We start from the raw sequence: 19078 nt of genomic DNA, 5'->3' as shown, positions 1-19078 counted from the left end.
GCAAAAACTGGCCCGGCCCTTCGGGTTGCGCGGCAAATGGCGCCATGCGGCGTTGCGGGATTAAAAAAGGGAACCACCCTTCTCTGCATCCCGCGCCTGGCCTGGCGACATTTGGCGCAGCACCGCGGTTCGCGCTGAAACGTCAACAGCCCCTAGACATGGGCGCACACATTTTACGATGGAAACCGCCCCATGAGTGACAACGCCTCTAACGCTCGTATCGAGAGCATTAGGAACATTGCCATTATCGCCCACGTCGACCATGGCAAGACGACACTGGTCGACAAGCTCCTGAGCCAATCCGGCACCCTGGACCGCAAGGCCGAAGGCCAAGAGCGGATCATGGACTCCAACGACCAGGAGAAGGAACGCGGCATCACCATCCTGGCCAAGAATACCGCGATCCGCTGGAACGACGGCAACGGCCGCGACTACCACATCAATATCGTCGACACCCCGGGACACGCCGACTTCGGTGGCGAAGTCGAACGCGTCATGTCCATGGTCGACTCCGTGTTGCTGCTGGTCGATGCCGTCGACGGCCCGATGCCGCAGACCCGCTTCGTGACCCAGAAGGCGTTCGCCCAGGGCCTCAAGCCGATCGTGGTGGTCAACAAGGTCGACCGTCCCGGCGCGCGCCCGGATTGGGTCGTCGACCAGATCTTCGATCTGTTCGACAACCTCGGTGCCACCGACGAGCAGCTCGACTTCCCGATCATCTACTGCTCCGCGCTCAACGGCATCGCCGGCATGGAGCCGGACGACATGGCCGAAGACATGACGCCGATGTTCAAGAGCATCGTCGACATCGTCGAGCCGCCCAAGGTCGAACTCGACGGCCCGTTCCAGATGCAGATCTCGGCGCTGGACTACAACAGCTATGTCGGCGTCATCGGTCTCGGCCGCATCAAGCGCGGCAGCGTCAAGCCGAGCCAGCAGATCAGCGTTATCACCAAGGAAGGCGCGACCCGCAAGGGCAAGATCGGCCAGGTCATGACCCACATGGGGCTGGAGCGGGTCCAGACCGACGAAGCCACTGCCGGCGACATCGTCTGCATCACCGGTATCGACAATCTGGCGATCTCCGACACGCTGTGCGACGTCAACAACGTCGAAGCGCTGCCGCCGCTCTCCGTCGACGAGCCGACCGTCTCGATGACCTTCCAGGTCAACGACTCCCCGTTCGCCGGCAAGGATGGCAAGTACGTCACCAGCCGCAACATCAAGGACCGTCTCGAGCAGGAGCTGATCCACAACGTCGCGCTGCGCGTCGAACAGGGTGAATCCTCCGAGAAATTCAAGGTCTCCGGGCGTGGCGAGCTGCACCTGTCGGTGCTGATCGAGACCATGCGTCGCGAAGGCTTCGAGCTGGCCGTGGGCCGCCCCGAGGTCATCATCCGCGAGATCGACGGCGTCAAGCAGGAGCCGTACGAAGAAGTCATCATCGACTGCGAAGAGCAGCACCAGGGCGCGGTGATGGAAGAGCTCGGCTACCGCAAGGGCGAGCTCTCCAACATGAATCCGGACGGCAAGGGTCGCGTTCGCCTGGACTTCATCATCCCCGCGCGCGGCCTGATCGGCTTCCGCGGCCAGTTCCTGACCCTGACCTCCGGTACCGGCATCCTGACCAGCCGCTTCGACCACTACGGCCCGCTCAAGCCGGACGCCGCGATCGAGCGTCGCAACGGCGTGCTGGTATCGATGGTGCCGGGCAAGGCGCTGGCCTATGCGCTCTACACCCTGCAGGAGCGCGGCAAGCTGATCGTCGACCACGGCACCGAGGTCTACGAAGGCATGCTGATCGGCATCAACAACCGCGCCAACGACATGGTGGTCAACCCGACCAAGGGCAAGAAGCTCGACAACATGCGGGCTTCCGGCAATGACGAGAACATCGTGCTGACGCCGCCGATTCGCTTCACCCTGGAGCAGGCGATCGAGTTCCTCGACGACGACGAGCTGGTCGAGATCACCCCGAGCTTCATCCGCCTGCGCAAGAAGCACCTGACCGAAAACGAGCGCAAGCGGGCCGGCAAGAAAGGCTGATCGCCCCGCGATCCACCGCTGCCGTCAAATCGCTGTTGCCACACCGACGACACCCGCCCTCCGGCGGGTGTCGTCGTTTGGGCTGGCGTAGCGTTGATCAAGAAAAACTACTCATGCCAATCGACGGCTGTACAATCGGCAACATCGCGGCTACAAGACACCACCGTTCCGTCTCGCCACCCATGGCCCGACCGATCGAGACGACGCCGGAATCGCGGTAGACAGAGGCAGGCGCGCCACCCCAACGGCGCACCAGGGGACAATATCAATAAACGCTCGGGGGAAGACGCGATGACGCCGATCATCGATGTCCGCAACATTCGCAAGTCGTTCGGCGGCCTGACGGTCATCGACGACTGCTCCATTCAGGTCGCCAAAGGCTCCATCACCGGGATGATCGGCCCCAACGGGGCCGGCAAATCCACGCTGTTCAACATCATCGCCGGCAGCCTCGCGCCCGACAGCGGCGAGGTCCTGCTCAACGGCCAGGCGATCACGCATCTCTCCGCCAACCAGCGCTTCCACCGCGGGCTGCTGCGCACCTTCCAGATTGCCCACGAGTTCAGCCACCTGACCTCGCTGGAGAACCTGATGATGGTGCCGCCGCGCCAGGAGGGCGAGAACCTGTTCAGCACCTGGCTGAAGCCGGGAGAAGTGCGGCGCCAGGAGGCCGAGGTCCGCCGTCGCGCTCTCGAGGTGCTCGACTTCGTCGGCCTGTCCCATGTCCGCAACGAGCTGGCCGGCAACCTCTCCGGCGGCCAGAAGAAGCTGCTCGAGCTCGGCCGCACCATGATGACCGATGCCGAGGTGGTGCTGCTCGACGAGATCGCCGCCGGGGTCAACCGCACCCTGCTCGGCGATCTGATGGGCAATATCGAGCGGCTCAACCGCGAGCTGGGCTATACCTTCCTGGTCATCGAACACGACATGGACATGATCGGTCGCCTGTGCGATCCGGTGATCGTGCTGGCCCAGGGGCAGGTGATGATGGAAGGCTCGATCGGCGAGATCCAGAACAATCCGGAAGTGATCGAAGCCTATTTCGGTTCCGAAACCGCCTAGGGTTCCGAAACCACCCAGGGTTACAACGCCTCCGAACGTGAGACACGACGGCAACCCATCGCCAAGCAATAACAAAGAGCACTCAATGCCATTACTCGAAGCAGTTGACGTTCATGGCGGCTACGGCGGCATGAACATTCTCAACGGCGTCAACATGACGATCGAGGCCGACGAAATCGGCGTCATCGTCGGCCCCAACGGCGCCGGTAAATCGACCATGCTCAAGGCGGTCTTCGGCCTGCTGACGATCACCCAGGGCGAGATCCGGCTGCGCGGCAAGCCGATCACCAATCTTTCACCGCACAAGCTGGTGGAGATGGGCATGGGGTTCGTGCCCCAGGAGAAGAACATCTTCCCGAGCCTCTCCGTGGAGGAGAACCTGGAGATGGGCGCGTTTCTCAAACCCGCCACCGTCTCGCGGCTCAAGGCGCAGATCTACGAATTCTTCCCCCCGCTACTGGAGAAGCGCCGCCAGCCGGCCGGCGAGCTCTCCGGCGGCCAGCGCCAGATGGTGGCCATGGGCCGGGCGCTGATGAACGAACCCAGCGTGCTGCTGCTCGACGAACCCACCGCCGGACTCTCGCCACGCTACATGAACGAGATCTTCGAGCGGGTGAAGACCATCAATGCCGCCGGCGTCGGCGTGCTGATGGTCGAGCAGAACGCCAAGCAGGCACTGCGCATCGCCCACAAGGGCTTCGTGCTCGCGGCCGGCCAGAACCGATTCAGCGATACCGGCGAAGCGCTCCTCAACGACCCTCAGGTGGCCAAGAGCTTCCTCGGTGGTTGATGTCCATCGTCCCGCTGGCGAGCCCCGGCTTGCCAGCGCCCGTATTCAAACCGAGACGTTTCCGTTAAAGAGAGCCGGTCGTGAATGAGCTGATCTACTTCTTCAACTACGTGGTGGTGGCCGGCAGCGTCACCGGCTGCATCTACGCCATCGGTGCCGTCGGCGTGACGCTGATCTACAGCATCCTGCGCTTCGCCCACTTCGCCCATGCCGACATGATGACGCTCGGCACCCTCGCCGTGCTGCTGCTGACGCTGGCCTTTCCCCACGCCGGAGATCCCCTCGGGCTGCCCACCGCGATCGTCATGCTGCCGGTGGCAATGGCGTTCACCTCGCTGGTGGCCGTGGGCATCGATCGCGCCTTCTACCAGCCGCTGCGGAGCCATGGCGTCAAGCCGATCGTGATGGTGATCGCCTCGCTGGGCGTCACGCTGATGCTGCAGGGTCTGATCCGGCTGTTCGCCGGCACCGGCTCGCAGAACCTCTACGTCGATGCGCGCAAGGAGATCTTTCGTATCGACGTGCCGGGCGTGACCCGGCCGATCATCCTCACCGAGCCGCAGGTCATCCTGTTCGTGATCACCATCGTCGCCGTGGTCGGGCTGCACCTGTTCCTGACCCGGGCGCGCCTGGGCAAGGCGATGCGGGCGATGTCGGACAACCCCGACCTTGCACGCGCCTCCGGCATCAATACCAGGCTGATCATTACCCTGACCTGGGTCATTGCCGGGTCGCTGGCCACCATCGCCGGCACGCTGCTGTCGCTGGATGTCGCCTTCAAGCCCGACCTCAGCTTCTTCCTGCTGCTGCCGATCTTCGCCGCCGCCATCGTCGGCGGCGTCGGCCATCCCTACGGCGCCATCGCCGGCGGTTTTCTGGTCGGCTTCGCCGAGACGTTGGCGGTCTTCAACTGGTCGGTACTGCTCAGGCCGCTGCGGGACAGCCTGCCGACCTGGCTGGAACTGCCCAACAATCTGGCGCTGGTGGGTACCGAATACAAGATCGTGGTGCCCTTCTTCATTCTGGTGGCGGTGCTGATCTGGCGCCCGACCGGCATCTTCAAAGGGAAGGTGATCTGATGACTGCCCCCTCAACGCAACGCCCCGCAACTTCCGATCGTCGCACGCTCCCGATCCGCGAGCTGGTGCTGTTCGGCGGCCTCGCCCTCGTGGTTCTGGCCGTCTTCGCGACCATGGGTCCGGCCTACTCCACCCGCATGCTGGTGGAGGCCTCCTGCTACGCGATCCTGGCTCTCGGCCTGACCATCCAGTGGGGCTACGCCGGTCAGTTCAATGCCGGCATCATGGGCTTCGTCGCGCTGGGCGGTTTCTCGGCGACGTTCTTCAGCATCCCGGTCAACCATGCGTTCTGGGCCAGCGACCTTCCCGGCCGGCTGGGCTGGGTGCTGCTGGCGATGGTCGTGGTCACCGCGATCGTGTTCGGCATCAGCCGGCTCGACCGCATCGGCGTACCCAAGTTGCTGCGCACGATCCTCGCCATCGTCGCCGGACTCATCGGCTACCTGGTCGTGATCAGCTGGTTGCGCAGCGTCACCGGCGATATCGAGTCCCAGGTGGAGTTCATCGGCGGGCTGGGGCTGCCGGTGTGGCTGGGCTGGATCGTGGGCGGCGCCCTGGCCGGCGGTGTCGGCTATTTCATCGGCCATATCTGCCTGGGCCTGCGCAGCGACTATCTGGTCATCGCCACACTGGGGATCGCCGAGATCATCAAGGCGTTCCTCAAGAACTCGGACTGGCTCACCCGCGGCACCGCGACCATCTCACCCCTGCCCTGGCCGGTTCCGGACCCCGGCGAGGTCGGCTTCCTGACCGCCCGTGCACTCTACCTGTCGGTGACCGTGGTCATGATCGCGGTGATCTTCTTCCTGCTCCATCGCGCCTATCACGCCCCCTGGGGCCGCATGATCCGCGCCATCCGCGACAACGAGGTTTCCGCCGCGGCCATGGGCAAATCGATCAATCGCCGCCGTCAGGAGATCTTCGTCTTCGGCTGTATCCTGATGGGGATCGGTGGCGCGGTGCTAACCAGCTTCAATGGGTTGTTCGATCCGCAGGGCTACCTGCCGCTCAACCACACCTTCCTGGTGCTGGTGATGGTGATCCTCGGCGGCCCGGGCAACAACCTGGGCACGCTGTTCGGCGCGGTGCTGGTCTACGTGATCTGGATCATGTCGGGGCCGATGGCGCTGGCCGTGATGCACGCCATCGTCGCACTGGGCTCGCACTGGTTCGACTGGCAACCGGGGAATCTCGACAGCCGCGCCCTGCAGGCGAGGGTGTTCGTGATCGGGCTGCTGATCCTGCTGGTGCTGCGCTTCGCCCCGCGCGGGCTAATCCCGGAGAAGGTCGCGCATCACGATTGAACGATTCCACGAAACCTGAAACGCAAAACCCCGAGCCTGAGCTCGGGGGTTTGCGTTCTGGAACGCCGGCGAAGGTTATTCGTCGATCGCCCCCTTGGTAACAAATTTGCCATCCTCGACTGCCATTTCGACCACGATACCCGGCACGTCGCCGTTGTCGTCGAACTCCGCGCTGCCGGAGGCGCCTTCGTAGTTGATCTCCTTGCCTTCACCGATCAGCCTCTTGGCCTTTTCCCACTCTCCCGGCAGGATCGTCTCGCCCGGCGCCGTGGCAACGTCGCGCAGCGCCTTGGACAGGCCCTCGCGATCCGCGCTGCCGTTCTTCTCGATGGCGAGCGCCAGCAGGAACGCGGCATCGTAGGACTGCGCCGCGAACACCGCGCTGGGGTCGATCCCGGCTTTCTCCGCCAGGTCGTTGAAGATGTCCGAGCCGGGCACGTCCGGCGATCCCGGACGCGTCGCGATCATGCCCTCGAGCACGTCGGCGCCCACGGCGTCGACCAGCGCGTTCCCGACCATGCCATCGCCGCCGGCATACTTGGTGAAGGCGCCGCTCTCGTAGGCCTGGCGCAGGATCGTCTGACCGGAAGTATCGGCGTAGGCCAGTACCACCAGCGTCTGCGAACCGCCGGAGGAGAGCTTGCCGATCTCCGACCGGTAGTCCGCCCGGTTGTCCTCATGGGCCAGGTTGGCGGAGATCGAACCGCCTTCCGCCTCGAACGTCTTGGTGAACGCGTCGTCCAGGCCCTGGCCATAGTCGTTGTTGACGTAGGTCACCGCGACGTCCTCGATCCCCTTGGAGAGCAGCAGCTTGGCCAGCTGTTCACCCTGGAAGGCGTCGGAAGGCACGGTACGGAAGACCAGATCGTTGTCATCGAGATCCGTCACCGCCGGTGCCGTGGAAGCCGGCGATACCATCACCACACCGCCGGGAATCGCGGCGTTGTTGGCCGCGGCGATGGTGGCACCGGTACACAGCGCACCCACGATCGCGGTCACCTGCTCGCTGTTGACCAGCCGGTCGGCGGCGTTGGAAGCGGCCGAGGCATCCGAACAGGTGGTGTCACCCGAGGGCATGACCATCTTTTCACCATCCAGCAGGCCGCCCTGGTCGTTGACCTCCTGCACCGCGAGTTTGGCGCCATCGAAGATCGGCGGCGTCAGGCTTTCGATACCGCCGGTGAAGCCCCCCAGAAATCCCACTTTGACATCCGCCTGCGCGACACCGGCGCATGCCGTGGTTGCCGCAATGGCGAGTGCAAGTACTGTCTTCTTCATCGCTGTTGTCGCTCTTTGTTGGGTTGCGAAAGACCACATTCACTCTGCTGGCAAGCCGCCCAAAAGACAAGCGTCCGTAACCGTTCGTGTCTTCACCTTTCGGCGTGCCCGGGCGACCCGATCATAGCGCGGCCTCGCTCTCCCCAAGCCCAGGGGAAACCCGCCATGCCGGCGGCAAATCAATCGATTAGAGGCGACGTCGATTAGGGACTACGCTGAAACCGCGATAACGCCAACGGCAAGGAGAACGCCATGCACAAGCATATCGAGTGGGATGCGCCGGGCGGCGCCAGCGTCGATGCCCACTACGCCAAGGACGAACAGCATCGTGTCACCCCGCAACCGGGGATGATGCTGACCGCGCGCTACCACGGCGCCACGGTGCGCGTTCAGGTCGAGGCCTACAAGGATGGTGTCAGCATCGGCAAGGTCGCGGCACTGATCGGCGACGACGGGGAGCGTCACGACAGCCACGGAGACCTCGCCAAGGGCGACATGGTGCGCCTGCCCGATGACAAGCGCGCTTTCCAGGCGCCCGAGGACGACGAGGACTGATCGCAGGGCAGTAGATACACAGGCATAAAAAGCCCCGGTCCAGGGGGTGGACCGGGGAAGTTGGAGGTACTGGAAAGTCGCGGGACCCGAAGCAGTGCCTACCGTTTCGTTGCGCTCGTCAGCACGGGCGCAACGCAGGGATATCGTATGTCGTCGGTATCAATCGAGGCTGGCAAAGGACATTTCCACGTTGCCACGCTCGCTATTACCGCCCCCATTCACATTCTGCAGCGCCTGGGCAGCGGCCGTGCTCTGGCCTTGGCCTACCAGACTATCGTTGCCGCCCGCGATGTCGGTTGCCCGCTGGGTAGTGGCAGCGACATAGGCCAGGGAATGATCGGCCGCGGTGCTGTGGCCACCGCTGACGGTGTTGATCCGATATTCGCTCGGCAGCAACTGGTACTGAGAAGTCGCCTGGGTATTGAGGGCTTCATGTTGCTGAGCGAAAGCACGTTGTTCCATGACGCTGTTGGCCTGAGCGGCGGCAGGGAGTGCAACGGCAAGTGCGATGGCGGCGAGAATGCGAGTTTTCATGGTGAACCTCCAATCTTCTTCGTTTGCGTGGTCGGCCTCGTGGCCTGACCGTTGAAGAGATTATGGAGGCCCATTTATTAGGTGGCTAATCAGTTGGTTTGAAGTCGTCTATCACCGGGATTGATAGAGAAATATTCGACTACTCGCCACCCGAAGGGCTGCCCTGCCACACTGACAACCGGCTACCATGACGGAGCCAGCCGGCGTTATGGGAAACAGGGGAAAACGAATGGGACAGGCACGGAGCGCGATCATTCTGGGCGGGTTGCTGGCCATCGGCATGATCTGGGGCGGAAGCTACATCGAGGACGCCGCCGAAACCTGGCGTGACGCCGGTCGCAGCGTCACGGTCAAGGGCCTGTCGGAGCGCGAAGTGCCGGCGGACATGGCACTCTGGCCGCTGCACTACACCGTCACCGCCAACGAACTGGAAACGCTGCAGCAGGAGTTGACGACGCAGGAGAGCCGCATTCGCGAGTTTCTCACCCAGCGAGGCTTCGAGACCGGCAATATCACCGTGACCTCGCCCCAGGTGACCGACCGATTCGTCAACCTCTACGGCGCCGACCGGCCCGACGAGCGCTACCAGGCCGAAGCCACGGTGCTGCTGCGCACGCCGGCGGTGGATAGCGTCAAGAAAGCGATGCCACAGACCGGAGAGCTGGTCCGCGCCGGGGTCGTGCTGTCACCCAACTATGACTACCGCACCGAATTCCTGTTCACCGGCCTCAATGACATCAAGCCGGAGATGGTCGCCGAAGCCACCAAGGATGCCCGCGGCGTCGCCCAGCAGTTCGCCAGGGACTCAGGCAGTCGCGTCGGCGAGATCCGCAGCGCCAACCAGGGCTACTTCTCGATCGAAGATGTTGACAGCTACACCCCCGATATCAAGCGGGTACGGGTGGTGACGACGATCGACTACGCGCTGGAGGAGTGACACCTCACCCAACGGTTTCCTACCCCGGTCGATGCCGTTATGGGGTGCCTGGGTGGCGGGCGCATCTGCATAAAGCACACTCCAACGCCGCGACGGATCTCCGCGCCTGCGGGGAACGGGAGTCGAGGCGAACCGCGCGGCTCGCGCGGATCGGTTGATCCCCGCGGGCGTGGGGAACAGAGCTGGCGGTAATGCTGGCGGGCCTCCTCGAGCGGTTCATCCCCACGGGCGTGGGGAACAGTCTAATTGTAGGCTTTTGTTTTTAAAGAGCAAAACAAAGAGTCAACTTTCCACCAGCGATTCCTCCTGATCCGCTCACGAATTAGTAGGAGAGATTAACTCGATTATCAGTCGGTTACAGGAATGCTGGAAATTCATATTGCTAATTACCAGCGATGTTTTTCGCACCACAGCTTTCGGGTCAAGCCATGAACCTCACCAATCTCCCCTTTCCACATCAATTGTTATGTTATAACCTTTGCTTCCGTTTCAGGAGATTGTCATGTCACACCGTCACCGGCACCGCCCCGATGGGCCGTGCCATTTTTCTTTGATGTCGCTGGGCGCCGGGCGGCGCGTGTTGCTGGCGCTGTTGCCGCTGGCGGTGCTGTGGCTCGTCGCGGGCTGGGCTGCCGGGGTGTTCGGTTGATGGCGCAGTCGAGGACACAGGCGATGGATGAGCCCAATACCCTGCTGACACTGGAGTCTCTGTCGCTGGCGCAGGGCAATCGTATGGTGCTGGAGGGTATCGACGGCCACTTCGAGGCCGGCACCATTACCGCGCTGGTGGGCGCCAACGGGGCCGGCAAGAGCACGCTGGTCCAGGGGATCATGGGCGAGCTGCGCCCCGTCAGCGGTCGGGTTGACTGCCGGGTGCCTAACGCCCGGCGTGCCTGGCTACCGCAGCAGCTGGCGCTGGACCTGACCTTCCCGATGAGCGTCGAGGAACTGGTGATGAGCGGCTGCTGGCCGACCCATGGCAGTTTCAAGCGCTACGGTCCGACGGAGTATCGCCGCGGCCAGGCGGTGATGCAGCGCCTGGGTCTGCAGGCATTCGAGCACCGCCCTCTGGGCGAGCTGTCCGGCGGCCAACGCCAGCGCGCCCTGCTCGGCCGTACCTTGATGCAGGAAGCCCAGTTGCTGCTGCTGGACGAGCCGTTCGCCAATGTCGATGCCGCCACCGTCGAGGTGCTGATCGAGGTACTGCAGGACATGGCGGCCAAGGGCGCGGCGATCATCATCGTGCTGCACGATCACGATCAGATGACCCGGCTGGCCGATCGGATCCTGCATCTGGAACGCGGGCATGGCACCTGGTCGACGCCCGCCCGGGTCGGTGGCTCCCCCTCCACGGCGGAGACGCTGGCATGATCGACTGGCTGTTCTCTCCGTTGATCGATTTCGGCTTCATGCGCCGCGCGCTGGTGGCCGGCCTGGCGCTATCGCTGGTGGCGCCGCCACTGGGGGTTTTCCTCACCCTGCGCGGCATGAGCCTGGTCGGCGACGCCATGGCCCACGCCGTGCTGCCGGGCGTGGCGGTGGGTTTCCTGCTGGCCGGGTTCTCGCTGCCGGCGATGAGCTTTGGCGGCCTGATCGCCGGGCTGCTGGTGGCAGGGCTGGCGGGCAGCGTGTCGCGCCTGACCGGCCATCGCGAAGACTCCGCCATCGCCAGCTTCTACCTGATCTCGCTCGCCGCCGGGGTGATGTTGATCTCGATGCGCGGCAGCAGCGTCGATCTGACCCACGTGCTGTTCGGCTCGATCCTGGCGGTGGACAGTACCGCGCTGTGGCTGATCGTCAGCGTGTCGAGCCTGACCCTGATCGTGCTCGCCGCGATCTTCCGCATCCTGGTGGTAGAGTGCCTCGACCCGCTGTTCCTGCGCGGCCAGGGCATTCGCGGCGGCGCCGTGCATGGCCTGTTCCTGGGCTTGATGGTGCTCAACCTGACGGCCGGCTTCCAGACGCTGGGGACGCTGATGGCGGTCGGCCTGATGATGCTGCCGGCAACGGCGGCGCGCTTCTGGTCGAAACGCCTCGAGGGCCTGATGGGGCTGGCCATCGCCATCGGCATGATCTCGAGCGTGGGAGGCCTGCTGCTCTCCTATCACGCCGGCCTGCCCTCCGGCCCCTGCATCATTCTGCTCGCCGGCATCATCTATCTGTTTTCCGCGCTGTTCGGGCGGTACCACAGCGTCTTTGCCCGCTGGCGTCGTCGGGTCCAGCCCATGCTGCCGCCGGACGCCCACGGCTAACTCGGCACTCCACCGTTCAACTCCACACGAGGAATTCAAGATGTCCCGCCAATCGATCTCTTCCGCGCTGCTCAAGGGGCTCATCGCCGGCGGCTTGAGCGTCGCCGCCCTGTCGCCGATCTACGCCCAGGCGGACCCGCTCAAGGTCGTCACCAGCTTCAGCATCCTCGACGACATGGTCGAGACCATCGGCGCCGACCATGTCGCGGTCACCTCGCTGGTCGGCCCGGACGGCGACGTGCACGCGTTCTCGCCCAAGCCTTCCGACGCGCAGTCACTGGCCGATGCCGACCTGATCGTGGTCAACGGCCTGCAGCTCGAGGGCTGGATCGACCGCCTGATCGACGCCAGTGAATACGATGGCGACATCGTGGTCGCCAGCGACGGCATCAAGACGCGGCCGTTCGAGGGTCATCACGACGAGGGTGACGATCATGGTCACGGTCATGACGACCACGACCACGACCACGACCACGACCACGACCACGACCACGACCACGACCACGACGATCATGATCATGCGGCGAACGGCGGCGCGGAAGGCCATCATCACCATCATGGCGATGTCGATCCGCACGCCTGGCAGGACCTCGAGAACGGCGAGCAGTACGCCCGCAATATCCGCGATGCGCTGGTGAAGGCCGATCCGGACCACGCCGACGACTACCGCGCCAACGCCAAGCAGTACATCGAGAAGATGGAAGCGCTGGACACCGAGGCCAAGCAGCGTATGGCGCAGATCCCGCAGGAAAATCGCCTGATCATCACCAGCCACGACGCGTTCGGCTATTTTGCCGACGCCTACGGCCTCGAGCTGCTGTCGCCGGTGGGCATCAACACCCTGGCCGAGCCCAGCGCCAGCGACATGGCCCAGTTGACGCAGCAGATCGAGAGCAGCCACGCCAAGGCGCTGTTCCTGGAAAACATGAGCAACCCGGCACTGATCAATCAGCTGCACGAGGAGACCGGCGTCGCCATCGGCGGCACGCTGTATGCCGACGCGCTGACGCCCGATGGCGAAGGCAGCACCTATCTCGGCATGTTCCGTCACAACGTCGACACGCTGATCGAGGCGTTGACGGCCGACGACTGACTCGGCGAAACCGGCGGCACTTCGGCGCCGCCGGTCGCTCCTCGCACTGGTCAATCACCGCCACCTGGACGACACTGCTCTCGAACCTTCGCCGAGACAGTGTCGTTTTCATGCCGCCAGTGACTGCCCCCCACCGTCATCTCTCTCTTGCCCAGGCCCGGCGGCTCGCCCTGAAGGCCCAGGGATTCACCGCCTCCTCCCCCGAGACCGTCAACCGCGGCCATCTCAACCGCCTGCTGAGTCGCCTTGGCGTGTTGCAGATCGACTCCGTCAACGCCCTGGCCCGTTCCCACTACCTGCCCGTCCTGTCGCGGCTCGGCCCATATCCGACGGTGCTGCTCGACGAGGCGGCCTGGAGCCGCAACCGTCACCGGTCCCTGTTCGAGTACTGGGGCCACGAAGCCTCGCTGCTGCCACTGTCGCTCTACCCGGCGATGCGCTGGCGCATGCGTCGCGCCCAGGACGGCATGGGCATCTACAAGCACCTGGCGAGGTTCGGGCGGGAGCGGCGCGACGTGATCGAGCGCGTGCTGGCCAGCGTGCGCGAGCAGGGTCCACTGGGCGCGGGGGCGCTGAACACGCGGGAAGGTCCGTCAGGCCCGTGGTGGGACTGGAGCGAGGAGAAGCAGGCGCTGGAGTGGCTGTTCGCCGCCGGGGAGGTCACCGTTGCCCGCCGCCGGGGCTTCCAACGGCTCTACGATCTCCCCGAGCGGGTGCTGCCGAGCGCGATACTGAACCAGCCCGAACCCGAGCTGCTCGAAGCCCATCGCCAGCTATTGGCCCAGTCCGCCACCGCCCTGGGAGTGGCCACCGAGAAAGACCTCCGCGACTACTATCGACTGGCACCGAACGATACCCGTACCGCGCTCGAGACCCTGGTCGAGGACGGCACCTTGACGCCGGTCGCGGTGCAGGGCTGGCGCCAGCCCGGCTACCTGCTCGGCGAACCCAGCGTGCCGAGGCGTGTCGAGGCCGCTGCCCTGCTGTCACCGTTCGACTCGCTGGTCTGGTACCGCGAGCGAACCGAGCGACTGTTCGGGTTCCACTATCGCCTCGAGTTCTACGTGCCGCCTCGCAAGCGCGTCTACGGCTACTATGTCATGCCCTTTCTCCACGGTGACCGGCTCATCGGGCGTGTCGATCTCCGTGCTCGTCGCGCCGAGGGCGAGCTGACGCTCCTCGCGCTCCACCCGGAACCGGAGATTCGCTTCGGGGAGGAACACCTCACCGCCCTGGCGCAGCAGTTCGAGCAACTGGCCGCCTGGCTGGGGCTTCCGCGTATCCATCTCGCCTGCGAACGCCCGCTGGCCCAGCGCCTCATGGCCCACTGGCCGGTGGACTCGCAACGGCGGCGCCATCTCTGAAGCCGGCGCGTCCCTCTTCCCTCTTCCCTCTTCCCTCTTCCCTCTTCCCTAAGCATACTTCTGCGACCAATAACCACATTATTTTTGTGGTTATTCGGGCGTAGGCTGATTCCGACGCCACGACCCCACCGGTCGCGGCGAGTACACCAAGGGCCATCAAGGGAACGCCATTCATGAACACGATCCTACGCCGCTTGAGCATCGCCGGACTGGCGGTGGCGACATCACTCGGCACCAGCAGCGCCTTCGCCTACGGTGCCGGCGACTGGTTCACCCACTTCGGTATCGCCAAGGTCTCGCCCAAGAGCGACAACGGTGACTTCGATGCCATCGGCGTCGACCAGATCGACGTCGACGACGAGAGCGGCTTCGCTTTCACGCTAGGTTATCGCTTCCTGGACAACTGGGGCGTCGAACTGCTGGCCGCCCAGCGCTTCAAGCACGACATCAATCTGGATGGCACCCAGATGGCTTCCACCAAACATCTGCCGCCGACCCTGACACTGCAGTACTACCCGCTCGGCGGCACCGATGCCCGGGTTCAGCCCTATGTCGGCGCCGGCCTGAACTACACCCACTTCTCCGACGAGAAGGTCGACGGCGGCAGTCTGGACATGGATGACTCCTGGGGCGCTGCAGCGCAACTTGGCGTCGACCTGCTGATCGACGATCACTGGTCGTTGAATGCGGCGGCCTGGTATCTGGATATCGACTCCGACACCACCGCCACGATCGGTGGCGAATCCTACGACACCACGGTACATATCGACCCCGTCGTGGTCATGGGTGGCATCGGCTATCGCTTCTGAAGCGAACCGCCGCCACCCGGCCGGCTCGTCCCTGGCCACCGTCCGGTGGCCAGGCATATGGCGCGCCGAATTGACGTCCCCCGCCGAGATTTTTGCCCAAAACTCTAGACTTACGTCGGAGATCATGTGATCATTCGCAGACTAACTTTTATTCCGCTTCACTACTGACCCATGGGTGACCGCACCCATGGGCGCTGGTCATTCATGATTCGAATCCCCGCCGATCACTGGCTACTGGCGTTGAGAACGGTACTGGCCGTCTGGCTGGCCCTGTTCCTCGCCATGCGCCTCGATCTCTACCAACCCGCCTGGGCCATCCTGGCGGTGATGATCGTGACCCTGCAGCCGGTCATGTTCACCGGCGGCACGCCGCCGATCGGCATCATCATCGGGCGCAGCGTCGCACGGCTGTTCGGCACCCTGTTCGGAGCGGTCGTCGGGCTGGGGCTGATCGCCCTGTTCGGCCAGCAGCCCATGCTTTATCTGCTGTTTTCCGGTGGTTGGCTCGCCTTCTGCATGTACTGGGTGATGCTGGAGCAGGACGAATACCTCGGCTACGTGATGATGCTCAGCGGCTATACCGCGACCCTGGTCTCGCTGACGGCCATCGGCACCGGCGTCGACCAGATCTGGACGATCGCGCTGGCCCGCTTCACCGAGACGGCGCTGGGGATCGGCTGCGGCCTGCTGATGCACGTGGTCATCGCGCCGCGTTTCGGCAGCCGCGCGCTGCCCGGGGCGCTGTCCTCCTTCCTCTCGCTGAGCGCCAGGGAAACGCTGGCGTCGCTGGACGCGCCGCGCTCACGAGCGCAACGGGACGACGGGCTCAAGGCGTTGCTGGCGACTTATCAGCAGTTCGAGAAGTTGCGGGGACTGACGCGCCTCGAGACCCGCCGGCTCAGCCACTTCATTCCCGCGCTGGATCGCTTTGCCGCCGATGGCCTGGCACTGCTCACCGCCGTGCGGGAACTGCAGACAGCGCTCGATTACCTGCGCGCCTGCGACGACGGCGAACGCTGGCTGGACCAACTCGCCACGGAGGCGGTCCCGCTGCTCGAGACGATCGCGTCGGCGCCGGATGGCGAACCCCGCGAACGCCTGGTGCTGGCCGATTTCGACTGGGACGACACCACGGTCGAGCCGCGCAGTCGCGCCCGCGCCGAGCTGGTTCGCCAGCGTCTCGGCGAAATGCTGGGGCTGCTCCAGCACGGCCGGCGATTGCGCCACGCCCTCGACGATCCGGCCTCATCGCGGATCGAGACGCTACCCCGCGAGCGCCGCTCGCGAACTACCCACAACGAGCATTTCGTGGCCCGCTTCAACGCCTTCCGCGTGTTCCTCGCCTTCGAGCTGCTGGGCCTGTTCTGGATCCACAGCGGCTGGCACTCCGGCTATCTCGCCATGATGCTGCTGGGCGTCTTCACCATGCTGTTCGCCAAGGCGCCCGATCCCGCGGCAGTGGTCTATCAGTTCCTGTGGGGCTCGATCGCCGCGGTGGTCTTTGGCGGCGTCCTGCTGTTCCTGGTGCTGCCGGTGATCAACGGTTTCCCGCTGCTGGCGCTGGCCGTCGCGGTACCGGTGACGATCGGCACGCTGCTGACCCCTCATCCGCGCTGGTCCGCGATCGGGCTGGCCGGCGCCATCACCATGATGACGCTGCTCAATCTCAACTCCACCTACACTTTCGCCCCGGCGCGCTACATCAACGGCGGGCTGGCCTCGATCATCGGCACCCTCTGCGCCATGTTCACCTACTCCCTGCTGCGCCAGCGCTCGCCGGAGGAGCGCATCCGCATCCTGATGGCCGCCTACTGGCGCGGCCTGAGCCGGCTGATGCGGGAGAGATCGCTGCCCAACCGCGCCCGCCTGGAGAGCCGCCTCTATGACCGACTGGGCCGGCTGGTCGCCCTCGGCGGCAGCGACCGGGCCCTGCGCGAAGCCATCGACCTCCACGCCATGGCGCTGTGCGTGTGGCGCATCCGCCGTCTGCGCGACGCACTCGGCTCCCATCGTGCCGAGATCGAAGCCTGGCTCGCCGGCATCGGCGCACGGCTGATCGCCCGCGAACGCCACGATCCCACCGTCTGGCGGACCCTGGCCGACGAGGCCATCGCCTGGGTCGAGCGGCTCTATCACGAGACCCACCTGCCGATCGCCAGCATCGGCGAGATCGCCATGCTGGGTCACTTGATGCGCGAAGCGCCGGGGGTGACCCTCGAGGCCCGCGCCAACGCCGAGACGGCAGACGTCTCGACGGCGGCCACTACCGGAGACCCGCGACATGCTGGCTGAATGGTCCTTCCTGGGATTTCTGATGCCGCCACTGGCCGTTCCGGTCCTGGGGGCGCTGGGGCTCTACCTGATTCTCCGGCGTCTCTTCGTGCGCCTGGGGCTCTATCACTGGTTCTGGCAACCGGTGCTCGCGGATATCGCGATCTACGCTTTGCTGTTGTGGTCGGTGCTGGCCCTGACGGGCTCGCTACCGATCGCTGGATGAGGAAAAGACCTTGATGAACTGGCCTACCGGACTCCGCAGGACTGTGCGGCTGCTGCTGACCCTCGCCCTGGTCGCCGCCGCGATCGTCGCCGTCGCTCAGCTCTGGAATCACTACATGCACGATCCGTGGACCCGCGACGGTCGGGTCCGTGCCGACGTGGTCAATCTCGGCACCGACGTCGCCGGCCTCGTCGACAGTCTCGAGGTGCACGACAACCAGCGGGTGGCGAAAGGCGACGTGCTGTTCACCATCGATCAGCAGCGCTACCGGCTGGCCCTGGACGAGGCCCAGGCCAACCTGCACCAGCTGGTGCAGAAGCGTGACGAGGCCCAGGCCGCCAACAGCCGTCGCCAGCGACTGAAGAACTACGTCTCCCAGGAGGACAAGGACAACGCCCGTTTCTCTCTGGCCACGGCCCAGGCCGCGGTCGAGCAGGCCGAGGTCGAAGTCGATCAGGCCAAGCTGGACCTGGAACGCGCCACCGTGCGCGCGCCGGTAGACGGCTACGTCACCAACCTGCTGCTGCGTCCCGGCCAGTACGTGACCGTGGGAACGGATGCCATGACCCTGGTCGACGCCCACAGTTTCTACGTGCTGGGCTATTTCGAGGAGACCAAGCTCGACAGCATCGATATCGGCGCCCCCGCCAGGATCCAGCTGCTGGCCAACGAGCGCCCGATCTGGGGCCACGTGGACAGCTTCGCCCGCGGCATCAGCGACAGCAGCTTGAGCAGTCAGCAGAACGGCCTTGCCACGGTCAACGCCTCTTTCGACTGGGTGCGCCTCTCCCAGCGCATCCCGGTGCGCATCGCGCTGGACGACATTCCCGAAGGGACCAAGCTCTCCGCCGGTCTCACCGCCACCGTCTATCTCGACGGCGACCGACGCGAGCGCGAAGAGGCCCCGGGCTGGTGGAAGCCGATTCGCCAGTGGTGGGAAGGATTGATCGGTATCTGATCCGATAAACAAACGCCCCGACGATCTCTCGCCGGGGCGTGGGGTCGGCGTGGAAATTCTGTCACTCAGTCGAAGTAGCTGAAGGTCTCGCCGGGCTTGATGTCGAGCAGCGCGTGATAGATCAGCTCGATCACGTTCTCGACGTCCTGCTTGTGGACCATCTCCACGGTGGTGTGCATGTAGCGCAGCGGCAGCGAGATCAACGCCGAGGCGACGCCGGAGTTGGAGTAGGCGAAGGCATCGGTATCGGTGCCGGTGGCCCGAGAACGCGGCAGCCGCTGAAACGGGATCTTCTGCTCGGTGGCGACCTTGATCAGGCGTTCGCGCAGCTTGTTCTGGATCGCCGGGGCGTAACAGATCACCGGGCCGTCGCCGATCTTGTTGGCGCCCTCGCGCTTGGGTTCGATCATCGGTGTCGAGGTGTCGTGGCTGACGTCGGTGACGATCGCCACGTTCGGGTCCAGCCGCTCGGCGATCATCTCCGCCCCGCGCAGGCCCACTTCTTCCTGCACCGCGTTGA

General features: G+C 64.7%; 18 protein-coding genes and 1 pseudogene. 16 read left to right on the top strand and 3 right to left on the bottom strand.

The annotated features are described in order from the left end of the window. Positions 1-192 precede the first annotated feature (192 nt). From typA to Q0602_RS03340, 5 genes are all read left to right on the top strand, one after another. Positions 193-2046: a translational GTPase TypA gene (typA, locus tag Q0602_RS03360; protein ID WP_298838927.1), complete on the top strand. Its 1854-nt coding sequence runs from the start codon at positions 193-195 to the stop codon at positions 2044-2046. A gap of 291 nt (positions 2047-2337) precedes the next feature. Next, entirely contained in the window at positions 2338-3108 is a 771-nt protein-coding gene (locus Q0602_RS03355) for an ABC transporter ATP-binding protein (protein WP_110597521.1), read from the top strand. A gap of 85 nt (positions 3109-3193) precedes the next feature. Then, positions 3194-3898: an ABC transporter ATP-binding protein gene (locus tag Q0602_RS03350; RefSeq protein WP_149437106.1), complete on the top strand. Its 705-nt coding sequence runs from the start codon at positions 3194-3196 to the stop codon at positions 3896-3898. An 80-nt stretch (positions 3899-3978) separates the two neighbouring features. Next, entirely contained in the window at positions 3979-4977 is a 999-nt protein-coding gene (locus Q0602_RS03345) for a branched-chain amino acid ABC transporter permease (RefSeq protein WP_298838917.1), read from the top strand. Further along, positions 4977-6281 carry a branched-chain amino acid ABC transporter permease gene (locus Q0602_RS03340; RefSeq protein WP_298838913.1) on the top strand — a complete coding sequence of 435 codons (1305 nt, stop codon included), beginning with the start codon at positions 4977-4979 and terminating at the stop codon, positions 6279-6281. The genes Q0602_RS03345 and Q0602_RS03340 overlap by 1 nt, the downstream gene beginning before the upstream one ends. A 75-nt stretch (positions 6282-6356) precedes the next feature. Here Q0602_RS03340 and Q0602_RS03335 read toward each other — a convergent pair whose 3' ends face one another. Beyond that, positions 6357-7559 (bottom strand): ABC transporter substrate-binding protein, encoded by a 1203-nt coding sequence (locus tag Q0602_RS03335; protein ID WP_298838910.1) that lies wholly within the window; start codon positions 7557-7559, stop codon positions 6357-6359. A gap of 252 nt (positions 7560-7811) precedes the next feature. Here Q0602_RS03335 and Q0602_RS03330 point away from each other — a divergent pair, with 252 nt between their 5' ends. Continuing rightward, positions 7812-8114 carry a hypothetical protein gene (locus tag Q0602_RS03330; RefSeq protein WP_295037670.1) on the top strand — a complete coding sequence of 101 codons (303 nt, stop codon included), beginning with the start codon at positions 7812-7814 and terminating at the stop codon, positions 8112-8114. Between the two features lie 159 nt (positions 8115-8273). On the opposite strand, the gene Q0602_RS03325 is transcribed toward Q0602_RS03330, so the two are convergent. Next, positions 8274-8648, bottom strand: a complete 375-nt coding sequence (locus Q0602_RS03325; protein WP_298838907.1) for a hypothetical protein — start codon at positions 8646-8648, stop codon at positions 8274-8276. Positions 8649-8877: 229 nt separating this feature from the next. On the opposite strand from Q0602_RS03325, the gene Q0602_RS03320 reads away from it, so the two are divergent. From Q0602_RS03320 to Q0602_RS03275, 10 genes are all read left to right on the top strand, one after another. After that, complete coding sequence (locus Q0602_RS03320) at positions 8878-9585, top strand: SIMPL domain-containing protein (protein WP_298838904.1); 708 nt, start codon at positions 8878-8880, stop codon at positions 9583-9585. 502 nt (positions 9586-10087) lie between these two features. Continuing rightward, positions 10088-10234 carry a hypothetical protein gene (locus tag Q0602_RS03315; RefSeq protein WP_167404608.1) on the top strand — a complete coding sequence of 49 codons (147 nt, stop codon included), beginning with the start codon at positions 10088-10090 and terminating at the stop codon, positions 10232-10234. 23 nt (positions 10235-10257) lie between these two features. Then, positions 10258-10956, top strand: a complete 699-nt coding sequence (locus tag Q0602_RS03310) for a metal ABC transporter ATP-binding protein (protein ID WP_298838898.1) — start codon at positions 10258-10260, stop codon at positions 10954-10956. Next, positions 10953-11837, top strand: a complete 885-nt coding sequence (locus tag Q0602_RS03305; protein ID WP_295039129.1) for a metal ABC transporter permease — start codon at positions 10953-10955, stop codon at positions 11835-11837. The genes Q0602_RS03310 and Q0602_RS03305 overlap by 4 nt, the downstream gene beginning before the upstream one ends. 40 nt (positions 11838-11877) lie before the next feature. Next, a complete protein-coding gene (locus tag Q0602_RS03300) occupies positions 11878-12930 on the top strand; it encodes a zinc ABC transporter substrate-binding protein (RefSeq protein WP_298838894.1) in 1053 nt (350 codons plus the stop codon). Between the two features lie 110 nt (positions 12931-13040). Continuing rightward, the gene (locus Q0602_RS03295) at positions 13041-14294 is read left to right on the top strand and encodes a winged helix-turn-helix domain-containing protein (RefSeq protein WP_298838891.1); all 1254 of its coding nucleotides are present in this window, start codon (positions 13041-13043) and stop codon (positions 14292-14294) included. A 173-nt stretch (positions 14295-14467) separates the two neighbouring features. Further along, complete coding sequence (locus Q0602_RS03290; RefSeq protein ID WP_298838888.1) at positions 14468-15103, top strand: OmpW family outer membrane protein; 636 nt, start codon at positions 14468-14470, stop codon at positions 15101-15103. Positions 15104-15307: 204 nt separating this feature from the next. Further along, positions 15308-17395, top strand: coding sequence for an FUSC family protein (locus tag Q0602_RS03285; RefSeq protein ID WP_298838885.1), 2088 nt, complete (start codon positions 15308-15310; stop codon positions 17393-17395). After that, positions 17385-17600 (top strand): DUF1656 domain-containing protein, encoded by a 216-nt coding sequence (locus Q0602_RS03280; RefSeq protein ID WP_298838882.1) that lies wholly within the window; start codon positions 17385-17387, stop codon positions 17598-17600. The genes Q0602_RS03285 and Q0602_RS03280 overlap by 11 nt, the downstream gene beginning before the upstream one ends. Positions 17601-17613: 13 nt before the next feature. After that, positions 17614-18558 carry an efflux RND transporter periplasmic adaptor subunit gene (locus Q0602_RS03275; protein ID WP_295039134.1) on the top strand — a complete coding sequence of 315 codons (945 nt, stop codon included), beginning with the start codon at positions 17614-17616 and terminating at the stop codon, positions 18556-18558. 65 nt (positions 18559-18623) lie between these two features. On the opposite strand, the pseudogene Q0602_RS03270 reads toward Q0602_RS03275, so the two are convergent. Then, positions 18624-19078, bottom strand: a pseudogene (locus Q0602_RS03270) (M42 family peptidase); the annotation flags it as partial.

The sequence above is a fragment of the uncultured Salinicola sp. genome (genome assembly GCF_937921195.1).
Classification (GTDB): domain Bacteria; phylum Pseudomonadota; class Gammaproteobacteria; order Pseudomonadales; family Halomonadaceae; genus Salinicola.
Note: the sequence above shows the minus strand (reverse complement) of the source record. Positions and strands in the feature narration are given on the sequence as shown.